At 65.8% G+C, this 24239-nt stretch carries 25 protein-coding genes and 1 pseudogene; 18 read left to right on the forward strand and 8 right to left on the reverse strand.

What is annotated here, in order from left to right; genetic code table 11:
* Positions 1-11: 11 nt before the first annotated feature.
* Positions 12-920 carry a hypothetical protein gene (locus AC1DZV_RS02480; protein WP_476952851.1) on the forward strand — a complete coding sequence of 303 codons (909 nt, stop codon included), beginning with the start codon at positions 12-14 and terminating at the stop codon, positions 918-920.
* A gap of 20 nt (positions 921-940) precedes the next feature.
* Here AC1DZV_RS02480 and AC1DZV_RS02485 read toward each other — a convergent pair whose 3' ends face one another.
* On the reverse strand, positions 941-1216 hold the full coding sequence (locus AC1DZV_RS02485) for a YegP family protein (protein WP_476952852.1): 276 nt from the start codon (positions 1214-1216) through the stop codon (positions 941-943).
* A 230-nt stretch (positions 1217-1446) separates the two neighbouring features.
* Between AC1DZV_RS02485 and AC1DZV_RS02490 the strand changes: the two genes are divergently transcribed.
* The 3 genes from AC1DZV_RS02490 (at position 1447) to AC1DZV_RS02500 (ending at position 3633) form a co-directional block, all read left to right on the forward strand.
* Positions 1447-1764, forward strand: coding sequence for an acylphosphatase (locus AC1DZV_RS02490; protein ID WP_476952853.1), 318 nt, complete (start codon positions 1447-1449; stop codon positions 1762-1764).
* 87 nt (positions 1765-1851) lie between these two features.
* Positions 1852-2187 (forward strand): cupin domain-containing protein, encoded by a 336-nt coding sequence (locus AC1DZV_RS02495; protein WP_079554128.1) that lies wholly within the window; start codon positions 1852-1854, stop codon positions 2185-2187.
* A gap of 69 nt (positions 2188-2256) precedes the next feature.
* Positions 2257-3633, forward strand: coding sequence for a diacylglycerol/lipid kinase family protein (locus AC1DZV_RS02500; protein WP_476952854.1), 1377 nt, complete (start codon positions 2257-2259; stop codon positions 3631-3633).
* Positions 3634-3670: 37 nt separating this feature from the next.
* Here AC1DZV_RS02500 and AC1DZV_RS02505 read toward each other — a convergent pair whose 3' ends face one another.
* Positions 3671-5284 (reverse strand): PucR family transcriptional regulator, encoded by a 1614-nt coding sequence (locus tag AC1DZV_RS02505; protein WP_476952855.1) that lies wholly within the window; start codon positions 5282-5284, stop codon positions 3671-3673.
* A 149-nt stretch (positions 5285-5433) separates the two neighbouring features.
* On the opposite strand from AC1DZV_RS02505, the gene AC1DZV_RS02510 reads away from it, so the two are divergent.
* From AC1DZV_RS02510 to AC1DZV_RS02550, 9 genes and pseudogenes are all read left to right on the forward strand, one after another.
* The gene (locus tag AC1DZV_RS02510; protein WP_476952856.1) at positions 5434-6708 is read left to right on the forward strand and encodes an alpha-hydroxy acid oxidase; all 1275 of its coding nucleotides are present in this window, start codon (positions 5434-5436) and stop codon (positions 6706-6708) included.
* A 78-nt stretch (positions 6709-6786) separates the two neighbouring features.
* Entirely contained in the window at positions 6787-7689 is a 903-nt protein-coding gene (locus AC1DZV_RS02515; protein WP_476952857.1) for an ABC transporter substrate-binding protein, read from the forward strand.
* A gap of 6 nt (positions 7690-7695) precedes the next feature.
* On the forward strand, positions 7696-8715 hold the full coding sequence (locus AC1DZV_RS02520) for an amino acid ABC transporter permease (protein WP_476952858.1): 1020 nt from the start codon (positions 7696-7698) through the stop codon (positions 8713-8715).
* A complete protein-coding gene (locus AC1DZV_RS02525; RefSeq protein WP_279294495.1) occupies positions 8712-9479 on the forward strand; it encodes an amino acid ABC transporter ATP-binding protein in 768 nt (255 codons plus the stop codon). Before AC1DZV_RS02520 ends, AC1DZV_RS02525 begins: the two co-directional genes overlap by 4 nt.
* Positions 9480-9563: 84 nt before the next feature.
* Positions 9564-10166 (forward strand): class I SAM-dependent methyltransferase, encoded by a 603-nt coding sequence (locus AC1DZV_RS02530; RefSeq protein ID WP_476952859.1) that lies wholly within the window; start codon positions 9564-9566, stop codon positions 10164-10166.
* Positions 10167-10386: 220 nt separating this feature from the next.
* Positions 10387-11748 (forward strand): MFS transporter, encoded by a 1362-nt coding sequence (locus tag AC1DZV_RS02535; protein WP_476952860.1) that lies wholly within the window; start codon positions 10387-10389, stop codon positions 11746-11748.
* 91 nt (positions 11749-11839) lie between these two features.
* Positions 11840-12253, forward strand: a complete 414-nt coding sequence (locus AC1DZV_RS02540) for an ester cyclase (protein ID WP_028277458.1) — start codon at positions 11840-11842, stop codon at positions 12251-12253.
* A gap of 189 nt (positions 12254-12442) precedes the next feature.
* Complete coding sequence (locus AC1DZV_RS02545; protein WP_476946764.1) at positions 12443-12868, forward strand: ester cyclase; 426 nt, start codon at positions 12443-12445, stop codon at positions 12866-12868.
* Positions 12869-13042: 174 nt separating this feature from the next.
* Positions 13043-13141, forward strand: a pseudogene (locus AC1DZV_RS02550) (VOC family protein); the annotation flags it as partial.
* A 134-nt stretch (positions 13142-13275) separates the two neighbouring features.
* On the opposite strand, the gene AC1DZV_RS02555 reads toward AC1DZV_RS02550, so the two are convergent.
* Together AC1DZV_RS02555 and AC1DZV_RS02560 are read right to left on the reverse strand one after the other, a co-directional pair.
* Complete coding sequence (locus tag AC1DZV_RS02555) at positions 13276-14355, reverse strand: glycerophosphodiester phosphodiesterase family protein (RefSeq protein ID WP_476952861.1); 1080 nt, start codon at positions 14353-14355, stop codon at positions 13276-13278.
* A gap of 209 nt (positions 14356-14564) precedes the next feature.
* On the reverse strand, positions 14565-15047 hold the full coding sequence (locus AC1DZV_RS02560; RefSeq protein WP_476952862.1) for an SRPBCC family protein: 483 nt from the start codon (positions 15045-15047) through the stop codon (positions 14565-14567).
* 303 nt (positions 15048-15350) lie between these two features.
* On the opposite strand from AC1DZV_RS02560, the gene AC1DZV_RS02565 reads away from it, so the two are divergent.
* Entirely contained in the window at positions 15351-15731 is a 381-nt protein-coding gene (locus AC1DZV_RS02565) for a VOC family protein (RefSeq protein ID WP_476944207.1), read from the forward strand.
* 174 nt (positions 15732-15905) lie between these two features.
* Here AC1DZV_RS02565 and AC1DZV_RS02570 read toward each other — a convergent pair whose 3' ends face one another.
* Entirely contained in the window at positions 15906-16799 is an 894-nt protein-coding gene (locus tag AC1DZV_RS02570) for a potassium channel family protein (protein ID WP_476871899.1), read from the reverse strand.
* 237 nt (positions 16800-17036) lie between these two features.
* Here AC1DZV_RS02570 and AC1DZV_RS02575 point away from each other — a divergent pair, with 237 nt between their 5' ends.
* Both AC1DZV_RS02575 and AC1DZV_RS02580 read left to right on the forward strand, forming a co-directional pair.
* Positions 17037-17732 (forward strand): hypothetical protein, encoded by a 696-nt coding sequence (locus AC1DZV_RS02575; RefSeq protein WP_476952863.1) that lies wholly within the window; start codon positions 17037-17039, stop codon positions 17730-17732.
* A 290-nt stretch (positions 17733-18022) separates the two neighbouring features.
* Positions 18023-18541, forward strand: a complete 519-nt coding sequence (locus AC1DZV_RS02580; RefSeq protein ID WP_476951797.1) for a cupin domain-containing protein — start codon at positions 18023-18025, stop codon at positions 18539-18541.
* A gap of 55 nt (positions 18542-18596) precedes the next feature.
* On the opposite strand, the gene AC1DZV_RS02585 is transcribed toward AC1DZV_RS02580, so the two are convergent.
* The 3 genes from AC1DZV_RS02585 to AC1DZV_RS02595 form a co-directional block, all read right to left on the reverse strand.
* Positions 18597-19742, reverse strand: coding sequence for a flavin-containing monooxygenase (locus tag AC1DZV_RS02585; RefSeq protein ID WP_476952864.1), 1146 nt, complete (start codon positions 19740-19742; stop codon positions 18597-18599).
* 193 nt (positions 19743-19935) lie between these two features.
* Positions 19936-21678, reverse strand: a complete 1743-nt coding sequence (locus tag AC1DZV_RS02590; RefSeq protein ID WP_476952865.1) for a helix-turn-helix transcriptional regulator — start codon at positions 21676-21678, stop codon at positions 19936-19938.
* A gap of 197 nt (positions 21679-21875) precedes the next feature.
* Positions 21876-22193 carry an FCD domain-containing protein gene (locus AC1DZV_RS02595; RefSeq protein WP_476952866.1) on the reverse strand — a complete coding sequence of 106 codons (318 nt, stop codon included), beginning with the start codon at positions 22191-22193 and terminating at the stop codon, positions 21876-21878.
* Here AC1DZV_RS02595 and AC1DZV_RS02600 point away from each other — a divergent pair.
* Together AC1DZV_RS02600 and AC1DZV_RS02605 are read left to right on the forward strand one after the other, a co-directional pair.
* Positions 22192-22794 (forward strand): nitrilase-related carbon-nitrogen hydrolase, encoded by a 603-nt coding sequence (locus AC1DZV_RS02600; RefSeq protein WP_476952867.1) that lies wholly within the window; start codon positions 22192-22194, stop codon positions 22792-22794. The two genes, AC1DZV_RS02595 and AC1DZV_RS02600, sit on opposite strands and share 2 nt — an antisense overlap.
* Positions 22795-23150: 356 nt before the next feature.
* Entirely contained in the window at positions 23151-24227 is a 1077-nt protein-coding gene (locus tag AC1DZV_RS02605) for a methyltransferase (protein WP_476952931.1), read from the forward strand.
* Positions 24228-24239: the final 12 nt, after the last annotated feature.

Here is a 24239-nt window from a genome sequence, read left to right on the forward strand (position 1 = left end):
GGCCCGGGCTCATGGCGAGGCGGCTCACACCGGCTACGGATCCGGCACCATTTGTTTCGGCGCTGGTGCTCGCGGCCCTGCTGCTGGCCGGCTGCGGGTCACCGGCGGCGCCGCCTGCGACATCCGGCGCTGCGGGTGAGGCAACGTCCGCAGGTCCGCCTGCCGGCGCTACCCAGCCGGGAGGCACCCAGTCGGGAGATCCTTCGCGGGGGACACAGGGAACCACGCCGTCGGAGTCAGCCACGGACACAGCATCGGGAACGGCTCCGGGGAGCACCGCGGCGGCAACCCCGACGACGTCGGACCTCCCGCCGTCGTCGTCCGGCTGGAAGACGTTCACGACGTCGGACGGGACGCTGAGTTTCGACTACCCGGCCGCGTGGGAGATCCGGGACCCTGCGGGGGAGGCGCCGCTGGGCGGTGAGTTCGTGGACGTTGTGAACGCCGCCGGGAAGCAGATGGCCGCGCTGCGCACGAACATCGTCACGGGCGCCGAATGCGGCGATCAACAGCCCTACCTGCTCATCGACTCTCAGCCGATGCAGGCGCTCGCGGAACCGGGTGCGGCGGACCAGAGCCCGCCGCGCTACGTCTTCGAGGCCCGGGGTGACTTCAGTGCAGCGGAGGCTTCGCCGCCCACCTACGCGTCGTATGGCATCACCATGATGCCAGAGGAGACCGGGCCTACGTCGTGTCCGATGTTCCAGCTCTTCCTCTGGCCGCCCAGCGGCGCACTGTTCGGGCAGGCGTACGACCCCGGGAAAAACACCACGCCGGGGGACCCAGGGCTGCCGTACCTGGAGAAGGCGAAGCTCTACGCCAGCACTGCGGAGTACCAGGACGTCCGGAGGATGATCACGTCGCTGCGTCCGGCGGGCAACGGCGCGGCCACGGGCAGCGTGACGGAACCGGCGAAGTAGCTGGGTTAGACGACGCTGCGTTAGACAGCGGGCAGGTGCCGGTGGCGGTGACGGTGTTCGCGGACCGCAGGTGTCGGCGAGGCGTTCCTGCTGCCGCGCTGCCCGGTCCACGGGTTGCTGTTGACCTCCCGGATCAGCCCGGTGCCGGCGCACTCGCGCACGGCCATGATGCCGTCCGCCGCCTGGCGCTTGTCGTCGAATGCTGTGGAAATCGCCAACACGGTCCCGTCGGCGGCGAGGAGCCGGAACCGTACATTGGATTCCGCGTCGGTGAAGATTTCGAACTGTCCAGCCATTGTCTTGTCCTTGTCTGGCGGTGGTGACCGCCGGTGGAGGGTAAGAGCACTTCTTTGTGCTGTTGCCGGGTCTTCGACAAATCGCTGCAGTGCCGGTAGCCACCCTGTCGTGGACGGCGTCCCCGGGAAAGAGGCAAAGGTCCCTTGGTGTCTGGCGGATGAGACTCGGCCGGCATAACCCAACCCTGCGTGACGAAACCGGGCGCCCGGATGGGCGCTACATTGGGAACATGGCTGGCAAACATCCTGTTCAGTTTCCGGCGGATTCCGGCGAGCCCGTGCGGCTGAACGCGCGGGTGTCCGGTGTGGTCCAGGCGGTCGGCTTCCGCTACTGGACGGTCCGGAAGGCCGAGGAACTGGGGCTCAGCGGCACGGTCCGGAACAACACCGACGGCTCCGTGGGCATCGTGGCCGAGGGGCCGCAGTCCGTGGTGCTGGAGCTACGGCGCTGGCTGCGCTCGCCGCAGGCGCCCGGCCGGGTGGAGGACGTCGAAGAATCGGTCTCGGCCGCGACGGGGGAGTTCGGCGGATTCGACGTGGCCTACTAGGGCTGCAGCTTTCCGGTGCCCGGTATCGTGGCCGGTCCGGGGCGAAGGACCCTCGGCAGGGGCCCGGTTTCTGAGTAGGGTGGCCCCATGCAGAAGATATCGCTCGATGCCCTTGCCCGGCAGCAACTGGCTGCAGCGGTTGCGGCACCCAGCGGACGGGCCGCGGACACTGCGTTTGGCGGGCATGAGAAAGTCCTGCGGCAAACCGTCATGGCGTTCAGGGCGGGGACGCAGCTGAGCGAGCACCAGAACCCCGGCGAGGCGACCGTGTTTGTGCTCCGCGGCTGCGTGCGCCTGCGGGCCGGCAACGAATCGTGGCAGGGCAAGGCAGGCGATCTGCTGATCGTGCCCGAGGGGCTGCACAGCCTGGAGGCCGAGGAAGACTCGGCGATCCTCATGACCGTGGCGAAAATCAAGACCTGACGGCCCAGCCGCAGGCGGCGAGACCGGTCGAAGCCACTTCAGGGGCCGGATTACCGCAAGGAGCAGGACATGACTGTCATCCCTTTCGACGAGGTCCCACAGACCCGGCGGTGGTGGGCCAGGGGAGCCTACGCCGCGATTCTCTTGGCGGTGGCTGTCCCTTTGGTGTCTGCGGGATTGGCAGGCACCATCGCGTTGGTCATGATCGATGCCGGCGCCGTGTTAGTGACTGTGGCTGCGATCTACTGGTTCCTCATCAGCCGCGGTGTCCTGCGCTGGTGTGCGCTGGCGCTCGCGGTATTGGCCCCGCTGGTGCTGGTGGTCCTGCACATCCAGGCGGGCCTGCTATTGGAGATGGTGCTCTCGATTGCGCTGGCGTTCGTGGCCTTGGTCTGTGCCCGTGCCGCGCTCCGGGAAAGGGGTGAGGGCAAAGCCATGCCCGAGCACCCCGCCCCTGCTTGGCAGCATGCTTTCCTGGTGATGAATCCGCGTTCCGGCGGGGGCAAGGTGGTGAAGTTCGACCTCCAGCGGAAGGCGGAAGAACTCGGCGCCGAGGTGGCGCTTCTTGAGGGACCGGGACCGGTGGACGTCGACGCGTTGGCACGGCAGGCCGTGGAGCGCGGGGCCGATCTGCTCGGCGTCGCCGGTGGGGACGGAACCCAGGCGCTGGTGGCCGGCATTGCGGCCGAGCACAACCTTCCGTTCCTGGTGATCAGCGCCGGCACGCGCAACCATTTCGCCCTGGATCTCGGGCTGGACCGCGAGGACCCGACGGGCTGCCTGGATGCCCTCCGGGACGGGGTGGAGCTTCACGTCGACCTCGGCAAGATCAACGGCCGCACCTTCGTCAACAACGCATCCTTCGGGGTGTACGCCGAGGTGGTGCAAAGCCCTGCGTACCGGGACGACAAGGCCGGTACCGTGCTGGAGATGCTTCCGGACCTGATTAGGGGCGATAAGGGTGCGCGGCTGCGGGCGCAGGCGGACGCGGAGACAGTGGACGGCCCGCAGGCGGTGCTGGTGAGCAACGGTCCGTACGGCAGTAACGACCTCGCCGGCCTGGGCCGGCGAACCCGGCTGGACCGCGGCGTGCTCGGCGCGGTGGCGATTTCCGCCGCCAGCACCCGGGAAGCGGTCGGCCTGCTGCGCCGTGCCACGAAGCGCGGCCTGATCCAACGCGCGGCGGCGGAGGTGGTGGTCGAGGCCGACGTGCCCGAGATCCCCGTCGGAGTGGACGGTGAGGCTCTGCTGATGAGCACGCCGGTACGGTGCACCATCGAACCCCGCGCACTGCGGGTCCTGGTTCCGCGGAACCGTCCAGGCATCCCGCCGGCCCAACCGGCGCTGGATCTGGTCCGGCTCCGCGAGCTGGCGTGGGGCCGGCACGTGTCTGCGCCGTCTGCGCCGGCGTCCGCCGTTCCTCCGCCCGCCGGCGGGGGATCGTAGCCCCGGCAAATCTGGCCTGACCCGTGAATGACGGCGACTAGTTGTGCCGTGCCCACAACTGCAGCCACACGAGGAGGCGCGTTTCGGCGTCGTCGAGGTCGATGCTGAAGAGCGGCTCCACCCGGGACAGGCGGTACCGGACCGTGTTGACGTGCACGTCCAGCGCCTTGGCGGCGTCGATCGCGTTTCCGCCGCAGCTGAGGTAGGCGTAGATGGTCTCCTCGAAGGACTTCTTGTGCTGTTCGTCGTACGCCGCGATATTCAGCGCGTGCGATCCGGGCAGCTGGCCAGCGGCCGTCAGCGCCGAGACGAACTGGCGCAGAAGCAGACGCGAGCCCAGGGAGTCGTCGTCGGCCACGATGTCATCGGAATCGGCGGCGATGCGCCCTTCCGCGACGTTGCGCACAAGTTCGGACAGGACCAGTTCCGCGTTGACCCTGGAGTCCTCGAGTCGGTCAATCGTCGCCGCGGCGCCGAGCGCGGCCAGGACCGGGCGTGCGAGCAGCCGGCGCGCATTCTTCACAATTTTCAGAAGCGCGGTGCGCTGGAAGTGGCGTGAGGTTTCGGTGGTCTGGGGCAGGACGATGTAAACGATGTTGTCCGAGAGCCCGCAGACGGCCGAGGGCAGCCGGATGGCGCAGGCAGTCCGGATGGTGTCGAAGAGCCGGAGGCGGGACTGCAGCGTTTCGGCCGCGATGGCCTCGGACGGCCAGACGCCCAGGGCCGCGACCCGGATCGACGGCGCCGAGATCCCGAGCCTGATGGCGGCCAGTTCGGCGCGTTTCGGATCGAACAGCAGCGGCTGGACCAGATCGATCTGGCGGGTCAGGTTCGAGACGTAAGTGGTCCGTTTGTGCAGGATGTGGAGCGCGGCCACGTTGGCCGCTTCGCGCAGGATCCGGTTGGCGTCCTCGTTGTGGTGGTCCGCCAGTTCAAGGAGCCAGAGCGAGCCCAGAACGGAGTCGCCGGCCCGGATCGCGATGGCGGTGCGCCGGAGCGAGGGATCCTGCGTGGCCACGTCCAGCGCATCGGCGGCGGCATGGACACGGCGGTAATCATTGTCCGTTTCCACCGAATGCGGCACCTGCAGGCTCAGGATGGAGCTCCGGCGCGTCTCGTCAATGGGCTGGTCCGGGAGGGTGGAGTACGCCAGGATTGTTTGCTCGGGATCGGCGATCGCGATGGCACCGCCGGCCTGGGCCGCCACCGTGTTGGCGAGGTCGAACAGGTCTCCGGGCCGGATGTCCACCAGGGTCCGTCCCGATTGCCGGTGCGGGACCACTGCCGCGTCCATGATCTCCGCGAGCTGGTTCCAGGGCACCGAGTCGGAGGCCCGGAAAAGCGCCATCCCATTGTCCCGGGCGGCTGCCCGCAGGACTTCGTCCGAAGTGCCGTTGGATTTGTAGACGACCGCCACGTACCCGGCGTCGCTGAGTTCCCGCACTTTCGCGCCCAGGCGCTTCCCGGAAAGGGACAAACCAATGGCCAGGGCAACGGCACCCGGGAACTTGGCGGGCCGCGCCGTCGAGTCGTAGAGAACCGAGCCGGCGACAATCTGCCGGTCATCTGACGGCATTTCCACGAGGCTGAGGATTTCCGAGCCCGCCGAGCGGGCGACGTCGGCCAGCGTAGGCAGCGCATGCGTATCCACCTCCGGTGCCTTCACCGGGACACCCAAGAAGCTGTTTGGTATTCGCTACTAATGATTGGCCCCTCAATTTGTCGATAACTCCATGGTGATGCGGAGCTTCATTTCCTACGCTGAACCATAACGCAGCACAGTTCAACGGAAGGCCGTCATTGAAAATCAGCGAAGCCAGGCAACTCGTCCAGGTGAAAGCTCCCGTCTTGTCCCGCCAACGGCGTGTGCTGGCGGGCGCCTACAACGTCGAGGAATTCCGGAAATCGGCGCGCAAGGTCTTGCCGGCCGGGATTTTCGACTATCTCGACGGCGGATCCGAAGACGAAGTGACGCTGCGCCGCAACCGGGCCGTCTTCGATGCCTGGGCCCTCATGCCCAGCTGGGGCCCGGTGTCCGGACCCGAAACGACGACGACCCTGCTCGGAAAAGAAAGCGCGCTGCCGCTGACCTTGACCCCCACCGGGGCGACCCGGCTGTTCCATCCCGAGGGCGAGCTGGCCGTCGCGGCCGCCGCCGACCGGGCCCGCATCCCCTATGGGTTGGCCGGCCTGAGCACCGTGCCCATGGAAACCATCGCAGAGCAGCACCCGTCCCTTGACCGCTGGTTCAACTTTGGCCTCACCTCCGACGCCCAAGCGATGAAGAACAAACTGGCCCGCTGCAAGTCAGCCGGATTCAACACCCTGATTGTCGGCGTCGACACGCGGGCACTGGGCTCCAGGGAAAGGGACCTTCACAACGGATTCACCGCCCCTCCCGCGCTCACGCTGTCAACCATCGCGGACATCGCCCGGCGCCCTTCGTGGTGGATCAACTTTTTGAAGTCGGACGGCATCAGCTTCCCGAACCTGGATCCGCAGAGCCCCGCCGCCTCCTCCGTGGTGACCCCGACCATGTGGCAGCACATCCTGGGCCACTCGGATGCCAGCAGCGGCTGGAAGGAACTTGAGGCCCTGCGGCAGGCCTGGCACGGCAAAATCGTGCTCAAGGGCTGCGTCAACCCGGCCGACGTCGCGAAGGCCTCCCGGATTGGCCTGGACGCCGTCCAGTTGAGTAATCATGGCGGCCGCCAGCTCGATCACATGCTGAGCCCCATGGACGTCCTGCAGGAATCGCGGCAACGGGTGGGTGATTCGATCGAGATCTACGTGGACTCGGGCATCCGCCGGGGGAGCGACGTCCTCAAGGCGCTGGCGCTGGGGGCCGATGCCTGTTCGATCGGCCGGGCCTACCTGTACGGATTGGTGGCGGCCGGCTCGCCGGGCGTCGGACGCGTCATCGACATCTTCGGGGATGAACTGCGGCGTACGATGACGTTAGTGGGCGTCTCCAGTATTTCCGAGTTGAAGGCCCGGGGCGGGGAAATACTTCGGGACATTCGTCATTCCGGAGAACTTCTTGAGACAAGAGCGTCGGAAAACACGAATTCATGAGTTTTGAATAAGCAGTCATGCAGTGCCCTCCCGCAGCGTTGCGGGAGCCTAGAGAATCCCTGAACAGCTAAGGAAGCCATGCGCACCCGATACCTTCTTCCCGTTCTCACCATAGCCACGGCGCTCTCGCTCTCGGGCTGTGTCAACAACAGCGAACCCGCCGCCACCGGCTCGGCATCCGGTACCGCTGACGCCATCGACGTGCAAAAGAATGACTCCATTGCCGCCTCGCTCCCGGAAAAAATGAAGAGCTCCGGCGTGCTCAACGTCGGCATGGCCAACAACTACCCGCCCAACGAGTTCAAGGACGATAACGGCGACCCGGCAGGCTGGTCCGTGGACCTCACCAATGCCCTGGGCAAGGTTATGGGGTTGAAGGTCAACTTCGACATCGGCACCTTCGATAACATCCTGCCGGCAGTGAAGGCAGGGAAGGATGACATGGGAATGTCGTCCTTCTCCGACACGCTGGAACGCGAAAAGCAGGTCGATTTCGTGAACTACTACTCGGCCGGCATCCAGTGGGCGTCGCCCAAGGGCAAGAACGTGGACCCGAACAACGCCTGTGGGCTCAAGGTCGCCGTCCAGGCCACCACCTATGAGGACACGCATGAGGTGCCGGCCAAGTCGAAGGCCTGCACGGATGCTGGCAAGCCGGCGATCACCATTTTCAAGTACGACGCGCAGGACCAGGCAACCAACGCCCTCGTGGTGGGACAGGTCGATGCGATGAGCGCCGATTCGCCCGTGACTCTGTACGCGATCTCCAAGACCAAGGACAAGCTGCAGACCGCCGGCGACGCCTTTGAAGTGGCGCCGTACGGGATGCCCGTGGCCAAGGGCAGCGAATTTACCCCGGTCCTGCAGAAGGCGCTGCAGGCTCTGATCGACGACGGCACGTACAACAAGATCCTGTCCAAGTGGGGCGTCGAATCCGGTGGCGTCAAGACAGCAACTCTCAACGTGGCAGCCAAAGGGTGATAGCAAATGAGCGAGCCGGAATCCGACAGGATGATTGAGTCGGAACCTGACAGGAAGCATCCGGACCGGAGCGGAGCGGACGCGGACAACTCGCCGGCGGAGGCGATCGTGGCGATCCCGCTGCGGCACCCGTGGCGGATCGTGATTGCCGTGGTTCTTTTGCTCGGGTTGGCGGTCTTTGTCCTGGACGCCGCCCAGCGCGCGGACTATGGCTGGCCGGATGTGGGCAAGTACATTTTTGACCGCCGGATCAGCCAGGCCGCGTGGGTGACGTTGTGGCTGACCATCTACTCGATGATCGGCGCGATTGTCCTGGGCCTGCTGCTGGCCATCATGCGGCTCTCACCAAATCCGGTGCTCAAGAGCATCGCCTGGCTGTACATCTGGATCTTCCGCGGAACCCCTGTCTACGTGCAGTTGGTCTTCTGGGGCATCGTGGCCCTGATCTACCCGGTGTTCACGCTGGGGATTCCGTTCACAACGCCGTGGGTCACCGTCCCGAACGAGATCTTCACAAACCTGTTCATTACCGCTGTGATCGGGCTGGCCTTGAACGAGGCCGCCTACATGTCCGAAATCGTGCGTGCCGGCCTGCTGTCCGTGGACGAGGGACAGGCGGAGGCTTCCACGGCCCTGGCCATGTCCTGGGGCCAGACCATGCGGTATGTCGTGGTTCCGCAGGCCATGAAAATCATCATTCCGCCTACCGGCAACGAAGTGATTTCAATGCTCAAGACCACCTCCCTGGTGGCCGCGATCCCCTTGAGCATTGACCTCTACGGGGTGTCCCGGGGCATTTCAGCCGTGACGTTCACGCCCGTCCCATTGCTGATTGTGGCTTCGCTCTGGTACCTGCTCTTCACCTCCGTCCTGATGGTCGGGCAGCACTTCATCGAAAAGCGGTTCTCCCGCGGAACCGGACGGATCAAGACAGGCAAGGCGCCCAACGAGCCCGAACCGGCGCCGACGGCCGGACCCGGTGCCCCGGGTGTACCGCTCGGGACAGATTTTGGAGGTAAGGGATGACCGGCGTGCCAATGGTTCTTGCGGAGAAGGTTTCCAAGAATTTCGGATCCAACAGGGTCCTGCGTGGGATCAGCCTGGAGGTCGACCCCGGGGAGGTTCTCTGCATCGTGGGGCCCAGCGGTTCGGGCAAGTCGACGTTCCTGCGCTGTATCAACCACTTGGAGGTGGTTGACGGCGGCCGGCTTTCGGTCGACGGACAGCTGGTCGGCTACCGCCAAAAAGGCGAGAAGCTCTACGAACTCAAGCTCAAGGAAGCTGCTTTCCAGCGCCAGGAAATCGGAATGGTCTTCCAGCGGTTCAACCTGTTCCCGCACCTGACCGCAGTGGAGAACATCATCCTGGCTCCCATGCGGGTGAAGAAGATTTCCAAGGCCGCTGCCACGGCACGGGCCATAGAACTGCTGGAGCGCGTGGGGCTGGGGGACAAGGGCGACGCCTACCCGGCGCACCTTTCGGGCGGCCAGCAGCAGCGGGTGGCCATTGCCCGGGCCTTGGCCATGGACCCCAAACTGATGCTCTTCGACGAACCGACCAGTGCTTTGGACCCGGAGCTGGTGGGCGAGGTGCTCGATGTCATGAAGGGACTGGCCAAGAGCGGCATGACCATGATTGTGGTGACCCACGAGATGGGGTTCGCCCGCGAGGTGGCGGACACCCTGGTCTTCATGGACGACGGGGTGGTGGTGGAGGCCGGGGCTCCCCGCCAGATCCTGAGCGATCCGCAACACGACCGGACCAAGGCGTTCCTCTCAAAGGTGCTGTGACATTCAAGGTTGACGGCGCGGCGGTGGGCCCTGGCCTCTCCGGGGGCAGTGGCTTCGCCGCCGCGCCAGTGCAACACTGAATCCGTGGACAGCCCCGCGGACAGCAAGATCTGGGCGGACTACAACGCCGCCCAGGCAACCCGCGGGGTGCGCACGCTGTGCCTCGACGCCATGGCCTTCGCAGGCGCGGGGAACGGCCGCCGCGCCATAGATCTCGGCTGCGGCGCGGGCAAGGAAACACTGGCGCTGCTCGACGGCGGCTGGCGGGTCCTCGCCGTCGATTCACAGCCGGACACCCGGGACCAGCTACTCGCAACTGTGCCCGCGGCCCTCGCCGAACAGCTGGACGTCGAGCTAAGCCCGTTCGAGGACCTTCCGCCGCTCCCGGAGGCGGGGCTCATCCTGGCCAGCTATTCGCTGCCCTTCGTCCACCCCGAAAACTTCACCCGCCTTTGGCGGATGCTGCTGGGGGCGCTGGGCCCTTCCGGCGTCATTGCCGTGAATCTGTTCGGCGAACGGGACTCCTGGGCCGCCATTCCCGAATGGAACTTCCACACCGAAGCCGAGGCCAGAGCCTTGTTCGAGGGACTGGATATCCTTACGTTCGAGATCTACGACGCCGACGGCCAATCCTTCCGCGGTCCCAAGCACTGGCACATTTTCGACGTCGTCGCCCGGAAGAACTGACGACGGAGCCCGCTCAGATCTTGGCCCGCTCAGATCCTGGCCCGAGTCGTCACGCAGGCATGCTTTCCAGCCCGGGTCGCTTACTCATCCGCGGTTTTCCATAGGATTCCCGATGGCGTAGGGGCCAAAGTGTGCCCGGCGTGACGCACCAACCGGTCCGCCACGGCGGCACGTGTCGTCTGGTTCGATTTCGACTGGCGTCGTAGGCCAGACTGTTGCCGTGAGCAACTCTCCCCGTGCAGGCCTGGCCGTCGCCGGCCTCAGCCTCGGCACGTCGCTGAACCCGTTGAATTCGTCGATGATCGCCGTCGCCTTGGTGGTGCTGCGCGAGGACTTCGGGCTCGATGTCGCCACGGTCACCTGGGTGATCACGGCGTTCTACCTCACCTCCGCGGCCGGCCAGCCGCTGATGGGCCGGCTCGCGGACCGCTTCGGCCCGCGGCGGCTGTTCCTGCTGGGCATGGCCCTGGTGGCAGTGACCTGCGCACTGGCTCCCTTTGCGCCGAACTTTGCGCTGCTCTGCGTAGCGCGCGCCTTCATGGCCCTCGGCACCGCGACGGCGTACCCGAGCGCCGTCGTCATGGTCGCCGCGCTGGCGCGGGAGGCGAACGTGAAGTCCACCCGGCCGCTGGGCCGGATCCAGATGGCGAACACCTCGGCGGCCGCCGTCGGGCCAGTGGTGGGTGGCCTGCTGGTGAGCCTGGTGGGCTGGCAGGCGCTGTTCCTGATCAACGTCCCGCTCTCGCTGCTGGCGATCCTCGTAGTCCGGCGCTTTGCCCCGGCCGACGGTGTCCGGGAACGCGGCCGGGTGTCGGAACTGGTGCGCGACTCGGACCTGCCCGGGATTGGGGCCTTCATCGGTGCCCTGGTGCTGGTGATGATGGCGATGCTGAATGTGCTGCCCGACTACCGGTGGTGGCTGCTGGGCGGCGGCCTGCTCCTTGCTGCGCTGTTCGCGTGGCGGGAGCTGCGGTTCAGCCCGCCCTTCCTTGACCTGCGGCTGCTGGGCCGAAACCGGCCGCTGCTGCTGGTGTATCTGGGCTTCGCACTGTTCAACGGCGTCTACTACTTCGCGTTCTTCGGGCTGCCGCAGCTGCTGCAGACCGCCGGTGGCTACAACCCCGGCGTCGTGGGCCTGCTGATGCTGCCGCTCGCCGCGATCTCGGTGGTCGGGACGCCGTTCGCGGTCCGCGCGATCGACCGTTTCGGCGTGCGGCGGGTGCTGATCACCGGCGTCGTGCTGCTCCTCGGCGCGTCTGCGGCGATGTGGCTGCTGACGGTGTCCCTCGCCGTCCCGCTGGTGCTCGCGCTGACCGCCCTGCTGGGTGTGCCGTACTGCGTGGTCGCCATTTCCTCAAGCCAGGGCATGTACGTATCCACCCGGCCGGAAGAGCGCGGGGTGGCCGCCGGGATCTTCCAGACCTGCCGCTACCTCGGCGCGATCACGGCGACCGTGCTGATCGGCATCTTCTATGGGACCGGCGTGACGCAGGCGAACTGGGGACTGATGGTGTTCGTGATGCTGGGGCTGGGCGCGGTGGTGCTTGTGGTGTCGCTGCGGTGGCGGGAGCGGCGGGCCTGAGGTCCGGCGCTGCGGGAGCGCGAGCCGTTGATGTGCCATGGCCGGAGTGGAAGACTTGGGCTGCGGTCTCATCCACTTTAAGGAGTTGGAAATGGCTGACGGGACTGGATTGATCAAGCGGTTCTACACAGAGGTGATTGGGGACGGAAATCTCGCCCTCATTGATGAACTGGTCAGTGATGACTTCGTCGATCACGACCCCCTACCCGGACAATCGCCCGCCAAGGACGGCGTCGGGTACTTCGTCAACACGATGCGGGCGGCATTCCCGGATCTCAAGGCCAAGACCACCGAACCGGCGCTGGTAGATGGAAATCTCGAAGCGCAATACGTGGTCCTGACCGGAACGCATCAGGGAGAACTGATGGGCGTCGCGCCCACCGGTCGGAGCGTCGAATTCAGCGGCGTCGACATCATCCGCGTCGACGGCGGCAAAGTCGTCGAGCACTGGGGGGCCACGGACACTATGACCCTCATGCAGCAGATCGGAGCCGTATCGAAGTAACGCGCAGCAATTTTTCGCGGCTGGGGCCACTCCGCGCGGAAGGGAGATCTATGTTGAAGCGGGCCACCTTCCCTACCACAGCCAGGCCAGTGGGTTTAGACTGGCCACCCATGGGACCCTTGAACTGCTCGTACTGGTCGGTTCGGTCGGTCCGGGTAGGGGCCTCCGTGTACAAACGGAAGGACGACTGTGGAGTCTGAGGACAACAAAGCGCTCGTGCGGCGCTTCTACGCAGAGATCGACGCCGGGAACATCGATGCGATGGACGATCTGGTCGCTGAGGACTATCTTGACCACAACCCGCCATTTCCCGGACTTCCGGCCGGACGGGAAGGCCTGAAACAGGCCTTCCGCATATTCTGGAAGGCGACGCCAGGGCGGCACGAGATCGAAGACCAGATCGCCGAAGCGGACAAGGTGGTGACGAGGTTAACGGCCTACGGTCGACACGAGGGTGAGCTCCCCGGACCCCTGCCTCCCACCGGTGCCGACCTGCGGGAAACCGGAGTGGCCATCCACCGAGTCGAAAATGGAAAGATCGCCGAGCATTGGTCAGACCGGGACGACCTCGGGCTGATGCGGCAGCTCGGCGTGATCCAGTTACCCGGGGACTGACCCGGCATCCACGTACTGTTCATGGCTGCCGGCACCGCCCGCGTCCTGTCATCGGCCAGCGCGATGATCGTAGCTCATACGGTCATGGGAGCTTCGCGTGGCCTATGGCGGGGCGAGTTCTCCTCCGTTTTCCGGCGGAAGCGAACTGATCGCGGTATTCCCCTGCAGGCACGCCTGAAGACGGAGAACGGCGTTGCCACCGCTGATTGGGGGAAGGCGGCCTGGTTCCTGGACAGCGAGGGCAACATCATCAACATCTCGCAGCGCGCGTAGGCCGGAGTCTGGCACCGATCAACGGCGCAAAGCATCGCCGGGGGCAACGAAGCCGAAGGGACCGGCCCCCGTTTTCAAAGCGGGGGCCGGCTTTCGCGTGGTTAGCAGAACGCGGGCGCCTGCAAATCAGTGAATCAGACCTTGGCCGGGTCGGCCTTGGGCAGCTTCAGCCCGCGCTCTTCCATGACGGTGCGCAGACGGGTGGGGTAGTCACTGATAATGCCGTCCACGCCGAGGTCCATCAAGCGAGTCATGTCCGCCGTGGTGTTGACGGTCCAGGGGATGACCGGCAGGCCGAGCTCGTGGGCTTCCTTGATCATGCCCGGCGTGACGGAGCTGAAGGTGGGCGAGATGACGTCGTAGCCCTGGGCTGCCGCGGCTTTGGCAAGCGAGCCGCCGTAAGTGTCGATGTCGATGCCGCCGAGGTTGGGGCTGGCGCCGGGCTTGCCGACCTCGAGCCAGGCGTCGCCGCTGGACAAGGCGACCAGCGGCAGTTGCGGTGCGATCTTCTTGGTCAGGTTCAGCGAGGACCAGTCGAATGACTGCACGGTGCTGCGCCCGGCCATGCCGGCGGTGTAGATCTCCGTGACCACGGCCTTGGTCAGGGCCACCATGCCCTCGCCGCCGGACTTCCCGTCCTCCACCTTGGTTTCGATGTTGAAGCGGACCTTCTTGGCGTCGGCGTCGCGCACCAGCTGGAAGACGTCCTTGAGCTCGGCGATCCGGTTGCCCTCGATCACGTCCTGCTCCGGGTACCCCTTGAGCTGGGTGAATCCGCAGTCCAGGGTCTTGATCTGCGCGAGCGACAGTTCGGCGACCCGGTCACCGACATAGGGGTACTGCGCGTCGCCGGGAGTCGCGGGCGCGGTGTCGCGGCACTTGTCCGCCTGGATGGTGTCGTCATGCCAGACGATCACCTTGCCGTCGGTGGTCAGGTGGGTGTCCAGCTCCAGCGTGGACACGCCGAGCTTCAGCGAGTTGGCGAACGCGGCCAGCGATTCCTCGGTCCACTCGCCGCGGCCGCCGCGGTGCGCCTGCAGGTCAAAGGAGCCGTTGCCCTCGTTGGTCTTGATTGCCGTTGTTGCCTCTGCGGCCGTTGTTGTGGCGGCCTTCGACGACGGCGAGCCGGCTTCGGGGTTTGAAGCGGCGACGGCGGGGCTCGCCAGCGAGGCGATGAGCGCGGCGGCGGCCACGGCAGTCAGGGGTGTGCGCATGGTGATGGTTCCTCCCGGGTGACGTTACCGGCGTCGTGCCGGCGACCCGACCACCGTAGGGAGGTGAGATGGACTGTTGTGTGCGGGGAGCTGGACCGGGGGTGAACACGAGGAAACCGAGCCGGGTGACGGGCCTGGAGACGCGAAATACCGTTCGTGTGCCGGACGGATCATCACCCTGCAGGAACTCCGCAGCGGCTCAGGCTTCCTTAGGTGCCGCCACCCAGGACCGCCTGCAATTTCTCGAACGACTCGGTCCATCCGTTGCGGTGCAGTTCGAGGCGTTCGTCCGTCAGGAACGGTCCCTGCGAGAGCACCAGGCGCGTGCCTGTGCCGGTACTCCCGAGTGAAAGGTCGACGACGGTCTCCCGGTCGTCCGGCGCCGGTTCCTCCCAGCGGAAGGTGTACACCAGTCGCCAAGGGGGATCGATCTCCAGGAACTCGCCTGAGAGGTGGAACGGTTCGCCGTCCGGTGGCGTCATCCTGAATCGGTAGCGGCCGCCTTCGGCGAGGTTGAGTTCGGCTGAAGGGATGATGAAGCCGTGCGGACCCCACCACTTCACCAGTTCGGCCGGTTCCGTCAGCATCCTGAAGATTTCTTCCGGGGGAGCGGCGAGCGTGCACTCCAGGTTCAGGACCAGGCCGCCAGTTTGCTCGTTCCCAGTTGCCTCATTAACGGACTCCGCATTCATCCTTCCACTCTGGCATTGTGCGGCCACCGGCGGAAGTGCGCTTTGCAGCTCCCTGTTCGAAGAGCGTCCCTTCAGCCCAATGCCAGTCACCCCTGTTTCCGCAAGACCGAATCGGTCCATAATGGCCACATAACTTCGGGGACCCCTCACGCTGGTGATGGGTGGCGCGGCGTTGAAGAGTCCCAGGTGGCTGCCCCGGCTCGGCGCAGGGGCGGTCACGGGCTCCGGACAGGTATTCCGGGGTCTGAAACCGGGGGGAGCATCGCCAGCGCTGCGGTCATCAATGCACTGAAGGGAATCATCATGCTCAAGGATTCAAACATCATCGCTGTCCTCCCCGCGAGGGACATTAACAGGGCGAAGGAGTACTACCGGGACAAGCTGGGAATCGAACCCTCCGAATCCATGGAAGAGGGCAGCGTCATGTACAACTGCGGCCAAGGAACCCGCTTCCTCGTTTACCAGACAGAGAATGCCGGGACCGCGAAGAACACCCAGATAGGCTGGGAAACGGACAATCTCGAACGCGAGATGGAAGAACTGCGGGGCCGCGGCGTCGTCTTTGAAGACTACGATTTTCCCGGCCTGAAGACGGAGAACGGCGTCGCCACCGCATCCTGGGGGAAGGCAGCCTGGTTCCTGGACAGCGAGGGGAACATCTTCAACATCTCCCAGCGCGCGTAGGCCGTAGACTGGCCCCGGTCAACGACGCAAAGCATCGTTGCCGCCGGCCACTAAGCCGGAGACAACCGGCTCCCGCCMCCAAAGCGGGAGCCGGTTTCAGCGTGCCTACCAGCGCTGGATAAGGCAAAGAGCGCGGTCAGAACGGCAGGGTACGCAGTAGCGGCTACCCGCACGCTAGTTCGTGTGCGGATCCCCCGGACGCCGGTGCCGGTGGTGCAGCTCGTAGCTGTCGAACACATCGGAAGAGGTGGCTCCGGAATGGCCGAATTTGCCTCGGAGGACCTCCGCGAGTCCGTCCAGCGCGGCATGGAGCATCCGTCCGGCGAACTGCAGTTCAGGGTTCTCGCTGCGCTGGGCCTGGGATGCCAGCTCCTGGGCGTAGGCCACCGTGGCGGGGAGGGAGCCGCGCTGCTCAATTTCACGGAAGTAGTAGGTTTCGTGGAACGCAAGCAGGTCTATGCTCACCGTAGCCACGTTTCCGGCAATTGCCTCCAAAAGGCCGGCAGCGTGACTGGGATCCATGGCCGATACACCTGCCGGACCTGCAGCCTCCCTGAACAGGTTCAGCTGGTGGGCAAGGGCCCGGCGTCGGTTCAGGGCAGGGAAAGTCTGCAGGATCCAAGTCACCGTTGCTGTCAGCAGGCCGAATCCGGTGACGGCCTCAAGGGCGACAACCAGCCGGAGCAGTGGTTGCGTTGCCACGATATCGCCAAACCCCACGGTGGAAAGAGTGACCAGCGAGATGTAGAGGGCTTCGGCGAAGTCGGCCCGCAGGGGAACTCCGGCTCCGTAAACAAAGCCGTCCGTCAGATGGGGCAGGTATAGCAGCGCCCAGCCGATGGCCGCCAAGCCTGCCCAGGCACCAATGACAGCGGCCATCGCCAAGGGTGCTGCGATGAAGGAGCCCCGGCCCCGCAGTTTTCTCGATACAAGCCAGAATCCCCGCATGATCGCCCGGCCCAGGGGACCGGAGCCGTGCGGATAAAGCAGCGTACGAAAGACGTCAACGAGCATCAGCAGAACCAGCCCGGCCCCCAAAACCGTCCAGAGCGTGTCCTCGAAGTCCATGCCTCATCTTAGAGGCGGCATTATTTGAGGAGCAGCCATACGGTCGGGGCAACGGGCCCGCAGGATTGCCCCCGGCAGGCGGGTTACCCAGCTGCTCGCAGACCTCCCCGAGGCAGATGGCGAGCACTTTGGGTGCCTAGCGTGCGACCATCAAAGTGCCGCAGCCCGTGGGTGTGCCGGCTGTATCGGTTCGCGCGCGCAGAGTGGGCCGGAACGACGTCAAGGGGGAGCGTTGTGATGAGGGGATCTCGGCCGAATGAAAGTTCGCTGCCGCGCTGGGTCAGAACCGCCGTCGTCGCCTATTTGTCGGTGGTGGTTGCCGTTGTTGTCGCCGCGCTGCTTACCGCAGGCTTCGAACTGGCCCTGGATGCCAGGTTCAAGGAGGGCCTGCTGCTCGTCATGGTGGTTCTGACACTGCCCGTTTCGGTTGGCTATTTCATCATCGGCACTTTCGGGTCCGGGGGTGAATTGAGCCTGATTACTGTCCTCTACTATTCGGGATACGTCCTCCTGGCGGTGGTCAACGCGGGTGTCTTCCGAAGGATTGTCCTCAGCACCCGGAAGCGCGCAACGGTGCCGGCCGCCGGCATGCCCGGCGCCTCGCCTCATTACCCGGACGTGAAACTTCGCGGGGTAACCCCGGACGCAAGAAAGCTCTGGTGGACCGTGCCGCTGGCAGTTTTGCTGAGTCTTCCGCAGTGGATGGTGGCGAGTTTTGCCTGGTGCGGGATCAGCGGCTGCAGTGGGGGAGGTTTCGGCGTGGCCACCGGCACCGAATGGGTCGCGGTGATCCTGAGCGTCGTCAACGGGGTCATCATGGCAGTGGCCGTGTTCGCAGTGCGCTGGCTGTATCCCACCAGGAAGCGTGCCCTCCTTGCATTGGCGGCCGGGACGCTGTTCGGTCTGGTGGGCGCTGCTGTCACCCACGGGTAGTGGCCGGGGTCAGCTCGGCGTGGCAGTGTCATTTCTATGCGGGAGCGGTCCACCCGCTGGCGCGGGGGTTAGGAGGCGGCAACGTGCCGCGTTGACTCTCGCAGGGGTGGTGGCTGACCTGGTGCCTGGCTGGCAGCCCATCTGGGAGACCGGGATTCATCGGAGGTTTGGTCCCGCCGGTGTTATGTCGGTTCCAGCCTGTGGTGGGTGTGGACGCCAGTAAGCTGCACGGCATTGATCGGATCGGGATCCTGAGTAGCATTGCAGGCACTTCCAAGCTGAGGAGCGTCATGGACAGGATCGATGAAACGACCGCGCCGGCCACCCTCGTGCAGGGCAGGGCGTACAAACTTGCAGCCGACGAGGGGACCGCCCTGTGGTTCACGAATGCATTGGTCTTGGTTAAGGCAGGTGGCCCGGAGACGAAGCAGCGGCTGACCATTACGGAGATTCTGCATCCGGCTGGCTACGCGCCACCGATGCACCGGCATCTGGTTGAGGATGAATCCTTCTACATTATTTCGGGCACGGCTCTGTTCGAGAGCGACGGACAGCGCTTCACCGTGCAAAAGGGCGATTTCGTCTTTCTTCCCCAAGGTTCCACCCACACATTTCTTGCCGGGCCCGAAGAGTCCTTTCGCTCCCTCGTGATCACGGTCCCGGCGGGCTTTGAAACCTTCGCCGCCGAGGTAGGAGAGCCGGCAGCGCGCAGGGAACTGCCGGACCCCAAACCCATCGACGGCGCGGCACTAACCGCGATCGCTGCACGCCACAACATCGAGATCGTCGGGCCGCCACTCACTACCTGACAATGGCGAGATTGTCCCCGGCCTTGATTTCGACAACGACATCCCGACAACTGGCTTATGCCGCCAGCCCGCTCTGGACCTCCGCTGCATGCTGCGGAGCCCGGGTGGCGGCCAGCCGCTTCGCCAGGTATTTGGCGTCCCGGCACACGCCCGGGAGGGTTTCCGATGCCGCTGAGAAGATGAGATCCTTCCCCAGCAGGTACAGGCCCGGCAGGGCATCCACGATCCCGCGGTGCTGCTGCTCCCGCCAGTCCGCGGGCAGTGCCGGGATGTCCAGCCACGGGTAGGCCTCGGTGAAGCCTGTGCACCAGATGACGTTTGCCACAGGAATGCGCTGCCCGCCGTCGAGTATTACTTCGCCGTCCTGGACTCCGGTGACCCGTGGCACCAGGTGGACGCCGGCGGCGCCCAGCTCCGCGAGCTTGGTGCGGATCAACGGCGACGCCTTGCCCGCCATCTTGGGCAGCACCTTGCGTCCGACCGGCGTGTTGGTGTTCAGCACGTGCATCCCGGCGAAGTGGACCACCGGGAGAAAGAAGCGGGCCGCGGTCCGGCCGTGCCGGAACGGAATCTCGGCACTCGGCCTGCCGGCCAGCCAGGTTTCATGCGTGCGGCTGGTCTCCAGGGCAATCTCCGCCCCGGAGTTCCCCACCCCCACCACCAGGACGGGACCGGGCTTGAGCTGTGCAAGGTTCTTGTAGCTGTGGGAGTGGAGCTGCACGACGTCGGACGACAGTTCCGCCGCAAAGCCCGGCGTCTTGGGCAGCTGACAGGCGCCGGTGGCGAAGACAACGTTCGCCGCCGTCCAGTGCTGCGTCCCGGCCGTGACATGGAACCGCTGCCCGTCGTGGCTCAGCCGGGTGACGGCCGTGTTGGGCCGGACCGGCAGGTGGAACCGGGAGGCATAGTCCTCCAGATAGTCCGCCTGCTCGTCCTTGGTGGGGAAGGCGAGGCGGTCGCCGGGGAAGGGCCGGCCGGGCAGACCGTTGTACTTTGCGGGGGTGAACAGGCGCAGCGAGTCCCAGCGGCTCCGCCACGCGTCGCCAACCCGTGTGCCGGCGTCGAGAATGACAAAGTTCCGGTGCTGCTGCGCCAAGTAGTAGCCCAGCGCCAGGCCGGACTGTCCGGCACCGATGATGACGGTGTCGACGGCGGCAGTACCGACGGCGCCGTGGGTGTCAGTTGCTGGGGTGGTGTTCATGGTGGTGCCTCCTTGGTGCTGCATCTGCAGTTGGGTGCTTATGAACGCTCTGGAAGCGCAGGTACCAGCAGGGCCTTGAGCAGCATGGGCAGATAGCCCACCGCGAAGATACCGATGGAATCCATTCCTGCGAGCACTGAAACGTTCATGCCATTAACGCTATTTTTCGTCGCGTCGCGGCGAATCGGGCGAATCACCCATTTCCCGTCTGCCGTGGGAGAAATCCGGCGTGCGGGAAATGGGTAATTTTATGCAGGGAGGGAGGTCGGGCGAGTCCGTGCTGGTAGGCGTAGGCCGTGACCGCGGCCCGGGAGGTCAGGCCCAACTTGGTGAAGATATTGCTCAGGTGCCGGGCCACCGTTTTTTCGCTGATGAACAGTTCGGCAGCGATGTTCCGGTTGCTCAGTCCGGCGGAGACGAGCTGGACCACCTCGGTTTCACGGGCGGTGAGCGGCCCGGCGTCGGCGGCGTGATGAGCGTCGTTCCCGGTGGGTGGCGCCGGGGCGATCCGCGCATCCGGCGCAGCGGGCGCCGACTGCTCAAGCTCCGATAGCGCCGGCGCGGCGCCCAGCTCGGAGAATACTGCCCGGGCTGCCTCACGCTCCAGCTGGGCGGACTCCTCATCGCCGAGCGCGGTGTACAGCCCGGCCATGAGGGCGCGGCAGCGGGCCGCTTCGAACGGTGCATCGAGGCTGAGCCAGCGCGACCACGCGCGGCGGACCAGGACCAAGGCAGCCGCGGGGTCGCCCTCGTGGAACAGGACAGAGGCCTCCGACTGCTCGGCGAGGGCGTGCAGCATGGGCTTGTCGATCGAGGCGCACAGCGAGGCCAGCTCCTCCATGGCGGTGCGTGCTGCCAGAGTGTCGCCTGCTGCCACTTCGATCTCCACCCGGGCGGCGAGCATCCCGCGCCGGTAGTCGGGGGCGGCACCGTCCATGGCCTGCCGGAGCAGGGATTGGGCCTGGTCAGGCCTGCCTTGGGCCAGGCGTAGGAGCGCCAGCCCGGGCTGCGGCGGGAAACCCGTCTCCTGGGCGTGCAGGTAGGAGGCCTCGGCGGCGTCGAAGTCCCCCCGGAGCCGGTGGATTTCGCCCTGTTCGTAGAAGCCGCCGTAGGTGGCCATATGGTCGCCGTGGAAGGCGAGGTCCTGCGCGGTTTTGGCAGCGTCGATCGCCTCGGTCCAGGCACCGTGCAGCCGGTACAGCTCGGCCCGGTGCATCTGGCACTGGCCGCTGAAGGCCACCACGTTCTGTTGCGAGTCACACCACCTGTCCAGCGCCCGCGTCCACTCGTGGGCGCGGCGCAGGTCAAAGGCCAGATGGCAGGTTTCGATCATTGCGCAGTAGATGATCCCGGCGGGGATGGGGGAGATTTCCCCGACGGTGACGGCGACCATGGCTTCGTCAAGCAGGGCCAAACCGCCGTCGAACTCGCCCAGCAAGATCTTTGCCTGCCCGAGGCCCAGCGTACCGAGGGCTGCCGAGTCAGCGTCGCCGCGTGCCCGTCCGAGGTGGGCGGCCCGGGTGAAGGCTTCCGCGGCGGTGGCGCCGTTGCCTTGGTAGAGAGCGTCCAGCCCGGCAGGGATCGACAGCAGGCCCTCGCAGGGGCAGGGCTCGGGCAGGTCGTCGACGATCCGGTGGGCGCGGGCGAGCCAGCCGGCGCTGCGGGCCGGTTCGCCCAGCAGGATGAGGTTCATCCCGGTCCAGGCAGCGCAGCGGACGGCGGAGGGGTAGTCGCCGTCGGCGAGGTACTTCAGGTGCGCCCGGGCCAGGATGTCCACTCCCTCGGAGCCGCGGCCGGTGAGGATGACGGAGGTGGCCAGCTGTTCCAGGTCGCTGGCCGGAAGTTCGGCGTCGTGGTCGGCAGAGGTGTACTGCCCGACGGCGTCCGTCCAGCGCCGTTCGGCGTAGGCTTCCCGGCTGTGTGCGAGTGTAGACATCGCATCTCCCCGTTCCCGGTGGCGGGTCTGAGCCTGGGGGCCGGCACTCTCGGAACCGGTGGTGGGAGGCCTGCCCGTCATCTGTTTTTCAGGCTACCGCCGGGGTTAAGGGGCGGCAAGGTGCGGGGCTGGCGCGACCCAGACCTCGTCGATGGGATCGGTCAGGGTGACTGCTTCGTCTATGCGCCCGCCGGCGTTCATCTCTCAGAAGCGGAGCCGGCCCCGTCGTCCGTAAGGCCCATGAACATCGTCCGGTGCAGGATGTCCACGTGCTTGCGTGAGACTTCCACGGCTTCCTGGACATTTCCGGCACGCAGGGCTGCCACCAGTGCGACGTGGTCGCAGTTGGATTTGTGCAGCAGCTCGATGGGGTAGGGGATGAAGTAGGCATAGAGCTCCGCCAGCGTCTCGTGATACGCCTCGACGGCGGTACCCAGCCCCGACGCGGTGCCCACGAGTTGGTGGAACTGCTCGTCAGCTTGGTGGTAGCCGGACCAGTCCGCGGACTCGGCCATGCTGTGCCAGGAGCTCGCCAACACCGCCCGCCGCCACCGCATCGCGCTGGTGGCGGGCGTGGTGGAAACCGCGGACGAACCGGGCAAGGCATACAACACCCTGGTGGCTTTCGGACCCGACGGCGCCCGGCTCGCCTTCTACCGGAAAATCCACCTCTTCGACGCCCAGGGCTTCGGGGAATCGACGTTCGTCAATGCGGGCCCGTCCACTGATCCGGTGGTGTTCGAGTGCGGGGGAGCGAACTTCGGGCTCATGACCTGTTACGACCTGCGGTTTCCGGAGCTGGCCAGGTCGCTTGCCGACGCCGGCGCCCAGGTCCTGCTGGTCTGCTCGTCCTGGGTGCCGGGCACCCACAAGACCGAGCAGTGGCTGGCATTGAACGCGGCGCGTGCCATCGAGAACAGCGTGTACGTCGCTGGAGTGTGCCAGGCCCCGCCGGTCTCCGTGGGCCGCAGCATTCTGGTGGATCCTATGGGAGTGGTTGAGGCGGACCTCGGGCTGGAGCCTGGCGTGGGGGCCGTGGATGTCTCGCTTGAGACGGTGGACCGGGTACGGGAGTTGTTCCCGATGTTCCGGCAGCGTCGGCTGCAGTCAGACTGAGTCCTGTAACGAGCGTGCAAATCTGCCCGGAAAAGCCAAATAGTAGGCGGGCGGCGGGACGGCGGCCACGGCACACCTGTATCCTGACAAGGCAGGTTGAATGGCTACAGCGGCCATCAACCACGCTCGGTTCGCGGCCGGATGACGGTCCGGAATCCTGGGCCGCAGCCATCCACGTCGTGGAATCACCGCCGCAATCGTCAGTCGCCGATCGGCTCCTCTGACGCTTGGAATGGATCTTTATCACTACGGACACGCCAGCTCCCGTGGGAATCCCGACGTCGGTCCTCAAGCCCTCACGCGGAGTTGCGGTGGATGATCCCGCCGTCGTGACCTGGGCCGAGGCTGGTGACAGCATGACGGCGCGATGGCGTTCGGCGAACGGCAGACCGGCGCCGACGCGCATCGAAGTGGTCTCCGACTCTCTTACGGCCGATGATGCGAACCGGATGGCGTCACAGGGGATCGCGATGCTCTGGCACGGTGACTTCCACAACGCACGGCAGATCCTCAACGCCCTGGACCGGCGGATAGGCGCCGGAAAGAAGGAAACCGCAGCAATTCCGGCCGATAAGTTCTATCGGCACCGCCAGTCCCGCTCGCATCGCGCACGCGTTCTCGGCCTGCTGCTGATACCTCTTGATCCGGGCCTGGTGGTGCCGCTGCGCCGCGCACCGGACATCCGGCAGGCCGCCGCTGAAGCGTACGGTGATATCGGCGAACCTTCCGTTGTGTCCCTGTATGAGCTTGTCGGGGCCATTGGCGCCCACGAGTGGCGACGTAATGGTGTCTACGTCGATGCCCTGCAGGGCCGCATCCACCCGCACTATGGCACGTTCTTCCCCACCCGGAGCGAGTATGTGGATCTCGTGGCCGCCGCTGCGCTTCCCTCTGACACGCTGGCGTTCGACGTCGGAACCGGCACTGGGGTGCTCGCTGCCGTCCTCGCGCGCCGTGGCGTCCACCGAGTGGTGGCGACGGACAATGAACCGCGCGCAATCGCCTGCGCCGCTGAGAATTTCCGGAACCTCGGCGTCCAGGACCGTGCCGAGGCCGTCCTGACCGACATGTTCCCGCCCGGGCGGGCACCGCTTGTCGTGTGCAACCCTCCATGGATTCCGGCCACGCCGCATTCCACCCTGGACAACGCCGTCTACGACCCCGGGAGCAGGATGCTGTTCCGCTTCCTGAACGGACTCTCCGACCATCTGGAACCGGGCGGTGAGGGCTGGCTTGTCCTCTCCGACCTGGCCGAACACCTTGGCCTGCGGACGCGTGAGGATCTGCTGGCCGCCATCACGGCGGCAGGGCTGAAGGTGGTGGAACGGCTGGACACCAAGCCAACGCATCCGAAGGCATCGGACCGCGACGATCCCCTGTTCGAGGCGCGCACGGCCGAGGTCACGTCGCTGTGGCGGCTCGTTCCCCGATAGTCCCAATTTCCT

The organism is Arthrobacter sp. P1_D12 (genome assembly GCF_056406175.1).

Coding starts and splice junctions, on each gene's coding strand:
- AC1DZV_RS02555 (WP_476952861.1), bottom strand. CDS start 14,355: ATGCGCACACCCCTGACTGCCGTGGCCGCCGCCGCGCTCATCGCCTCG.
- AC1DZV_RS02565 (WP_476944207.1), top strand. CDS start 15,351: ATGCTCAAGGATTCAAACATCATCGCTGTCCTCCCCGCGAGGGACATT.
- AC1DZV_RS02575 (WP_476952863.1), top strand. CDS start 17,037: ATGAGGGGATCTCGGCCGAATGAAAGTTCGCTGCCGCGCTGGGTCAGA.
- AC1DZV_RS02500 (WP_476952854.1), top strand. CDS start 2,257: ATGACTGTCATCCCTTTCGACGAGGTCCCACAGACCCGGCGGTGGTGG.
- AC1DZV_RS02480 (WP_476952851.1), top strand. CDS start 12: ATGGCGAGGCGGCTCACACCGGCTACGGATCCGGCACCATTTGTTTCG.
- AC1DZV_RS02525 (WP_279294495.1), top strand. CDS start 8,712: ATGACCGGCGTGCCAATGGTTCTTGCGGAGAAGGTTTCCAAGAATTTC.
- AC1DZV_RS02585 (WP_476952864.1), bottom strand. CDS start 19,742: ATGAACACCACCCCAGCAACTGACACCCACGGCGCCGTCGGTACTGCC.
- AC1DZV_RS02490 (WP_476952853.1), top strand. CDS start 1,447: ATGGCTGGCAAACATCCTGTTCAGTTTCCGGCGGATTCCGGCGAGCCC.
- AC1DZV_RS02515 (WP_476952857.1), top strand. CDS start 6,787: ATGCGCACCCGATACCTTCTTCCCGTTCTCACCATAGCCACGGCGCTC.
- AC1DZV_RS02590 (WP_476952865.1), bottom strand. CDS start 21,678: ATGTCTACACTCGCACACAGCCGGGAAGCCTACGCCGAACGGCGCTGG.
- AC1DZV_RS02560 (WP_476952862.1), bottom strand. CDS start 15,047: ATGAATGCGGAGTCCGTTAATGAGGCAACTGGGAACGAGCAAACTGGC.
- AC1DZV_RS02605 (WP_476952931.1), top strand. CDS start 23,151: ATGACGGCGCGATGGCGTTCGGCGAACGGCAGACCGGCGCCGACGCGC.
- AC1DZV_RS02595 (WP_476952866.1), bottom strand. CDS start 22,193: ATGGCCGAGTCCGCGGACTGGTCCGGCTACCACCAAGCTGACGAGCAG.
- AC1DZV_RS02570 (WP_476871899.1), bottom strand. CDS start 16,799: ATGGACTTCGAGGACACGCTCTGGACGGTTTTGGGGGCCGGGCTGGTT.
- AC1DZV_RS02600 (WP_476952867.1), top strand. CDS start 22,192: ATGCTGTGCCAGGAGCTCGCCAACACCGCCCGCCGCCACCGCATCGCG.
- AC1DZV_RS02495 (WP_079554128.1), top strand. CDS start 1,852: ATGCAGAAGATATCGCTCGATGCCCTTGCCCGGCAGCAACTGGCTGCA.
- AC1DZV_RS02540 (WP_028277458.1), top strand. CDS start 11,840: ATGGCTGACGGGACTGGATTGATCAAGCGGTTCTACACAGAGGTGATT.
- AC1DZV_RS02520 (WP_476952858.1), top strand. CDS start 7,696: ATGAGCGAGCCGGAATCCGACAGGATGATTGAGTCGGAACCTGACAGG.
- AC1DZV_RS02485 (WP_476952852.1), bottom strand. CDS start 1,216: ATGGCTGGACAGTTCGAAATCTTCACCGACGCGGAATCCAATGTACGG.
- AC1DZV_RS02580 (WP_476951797.1), top strand. CDS start 18,023: ATGGACAGGATCGATGAAACGACCGCGCCGGCCACCCTCGTGCAGGGC.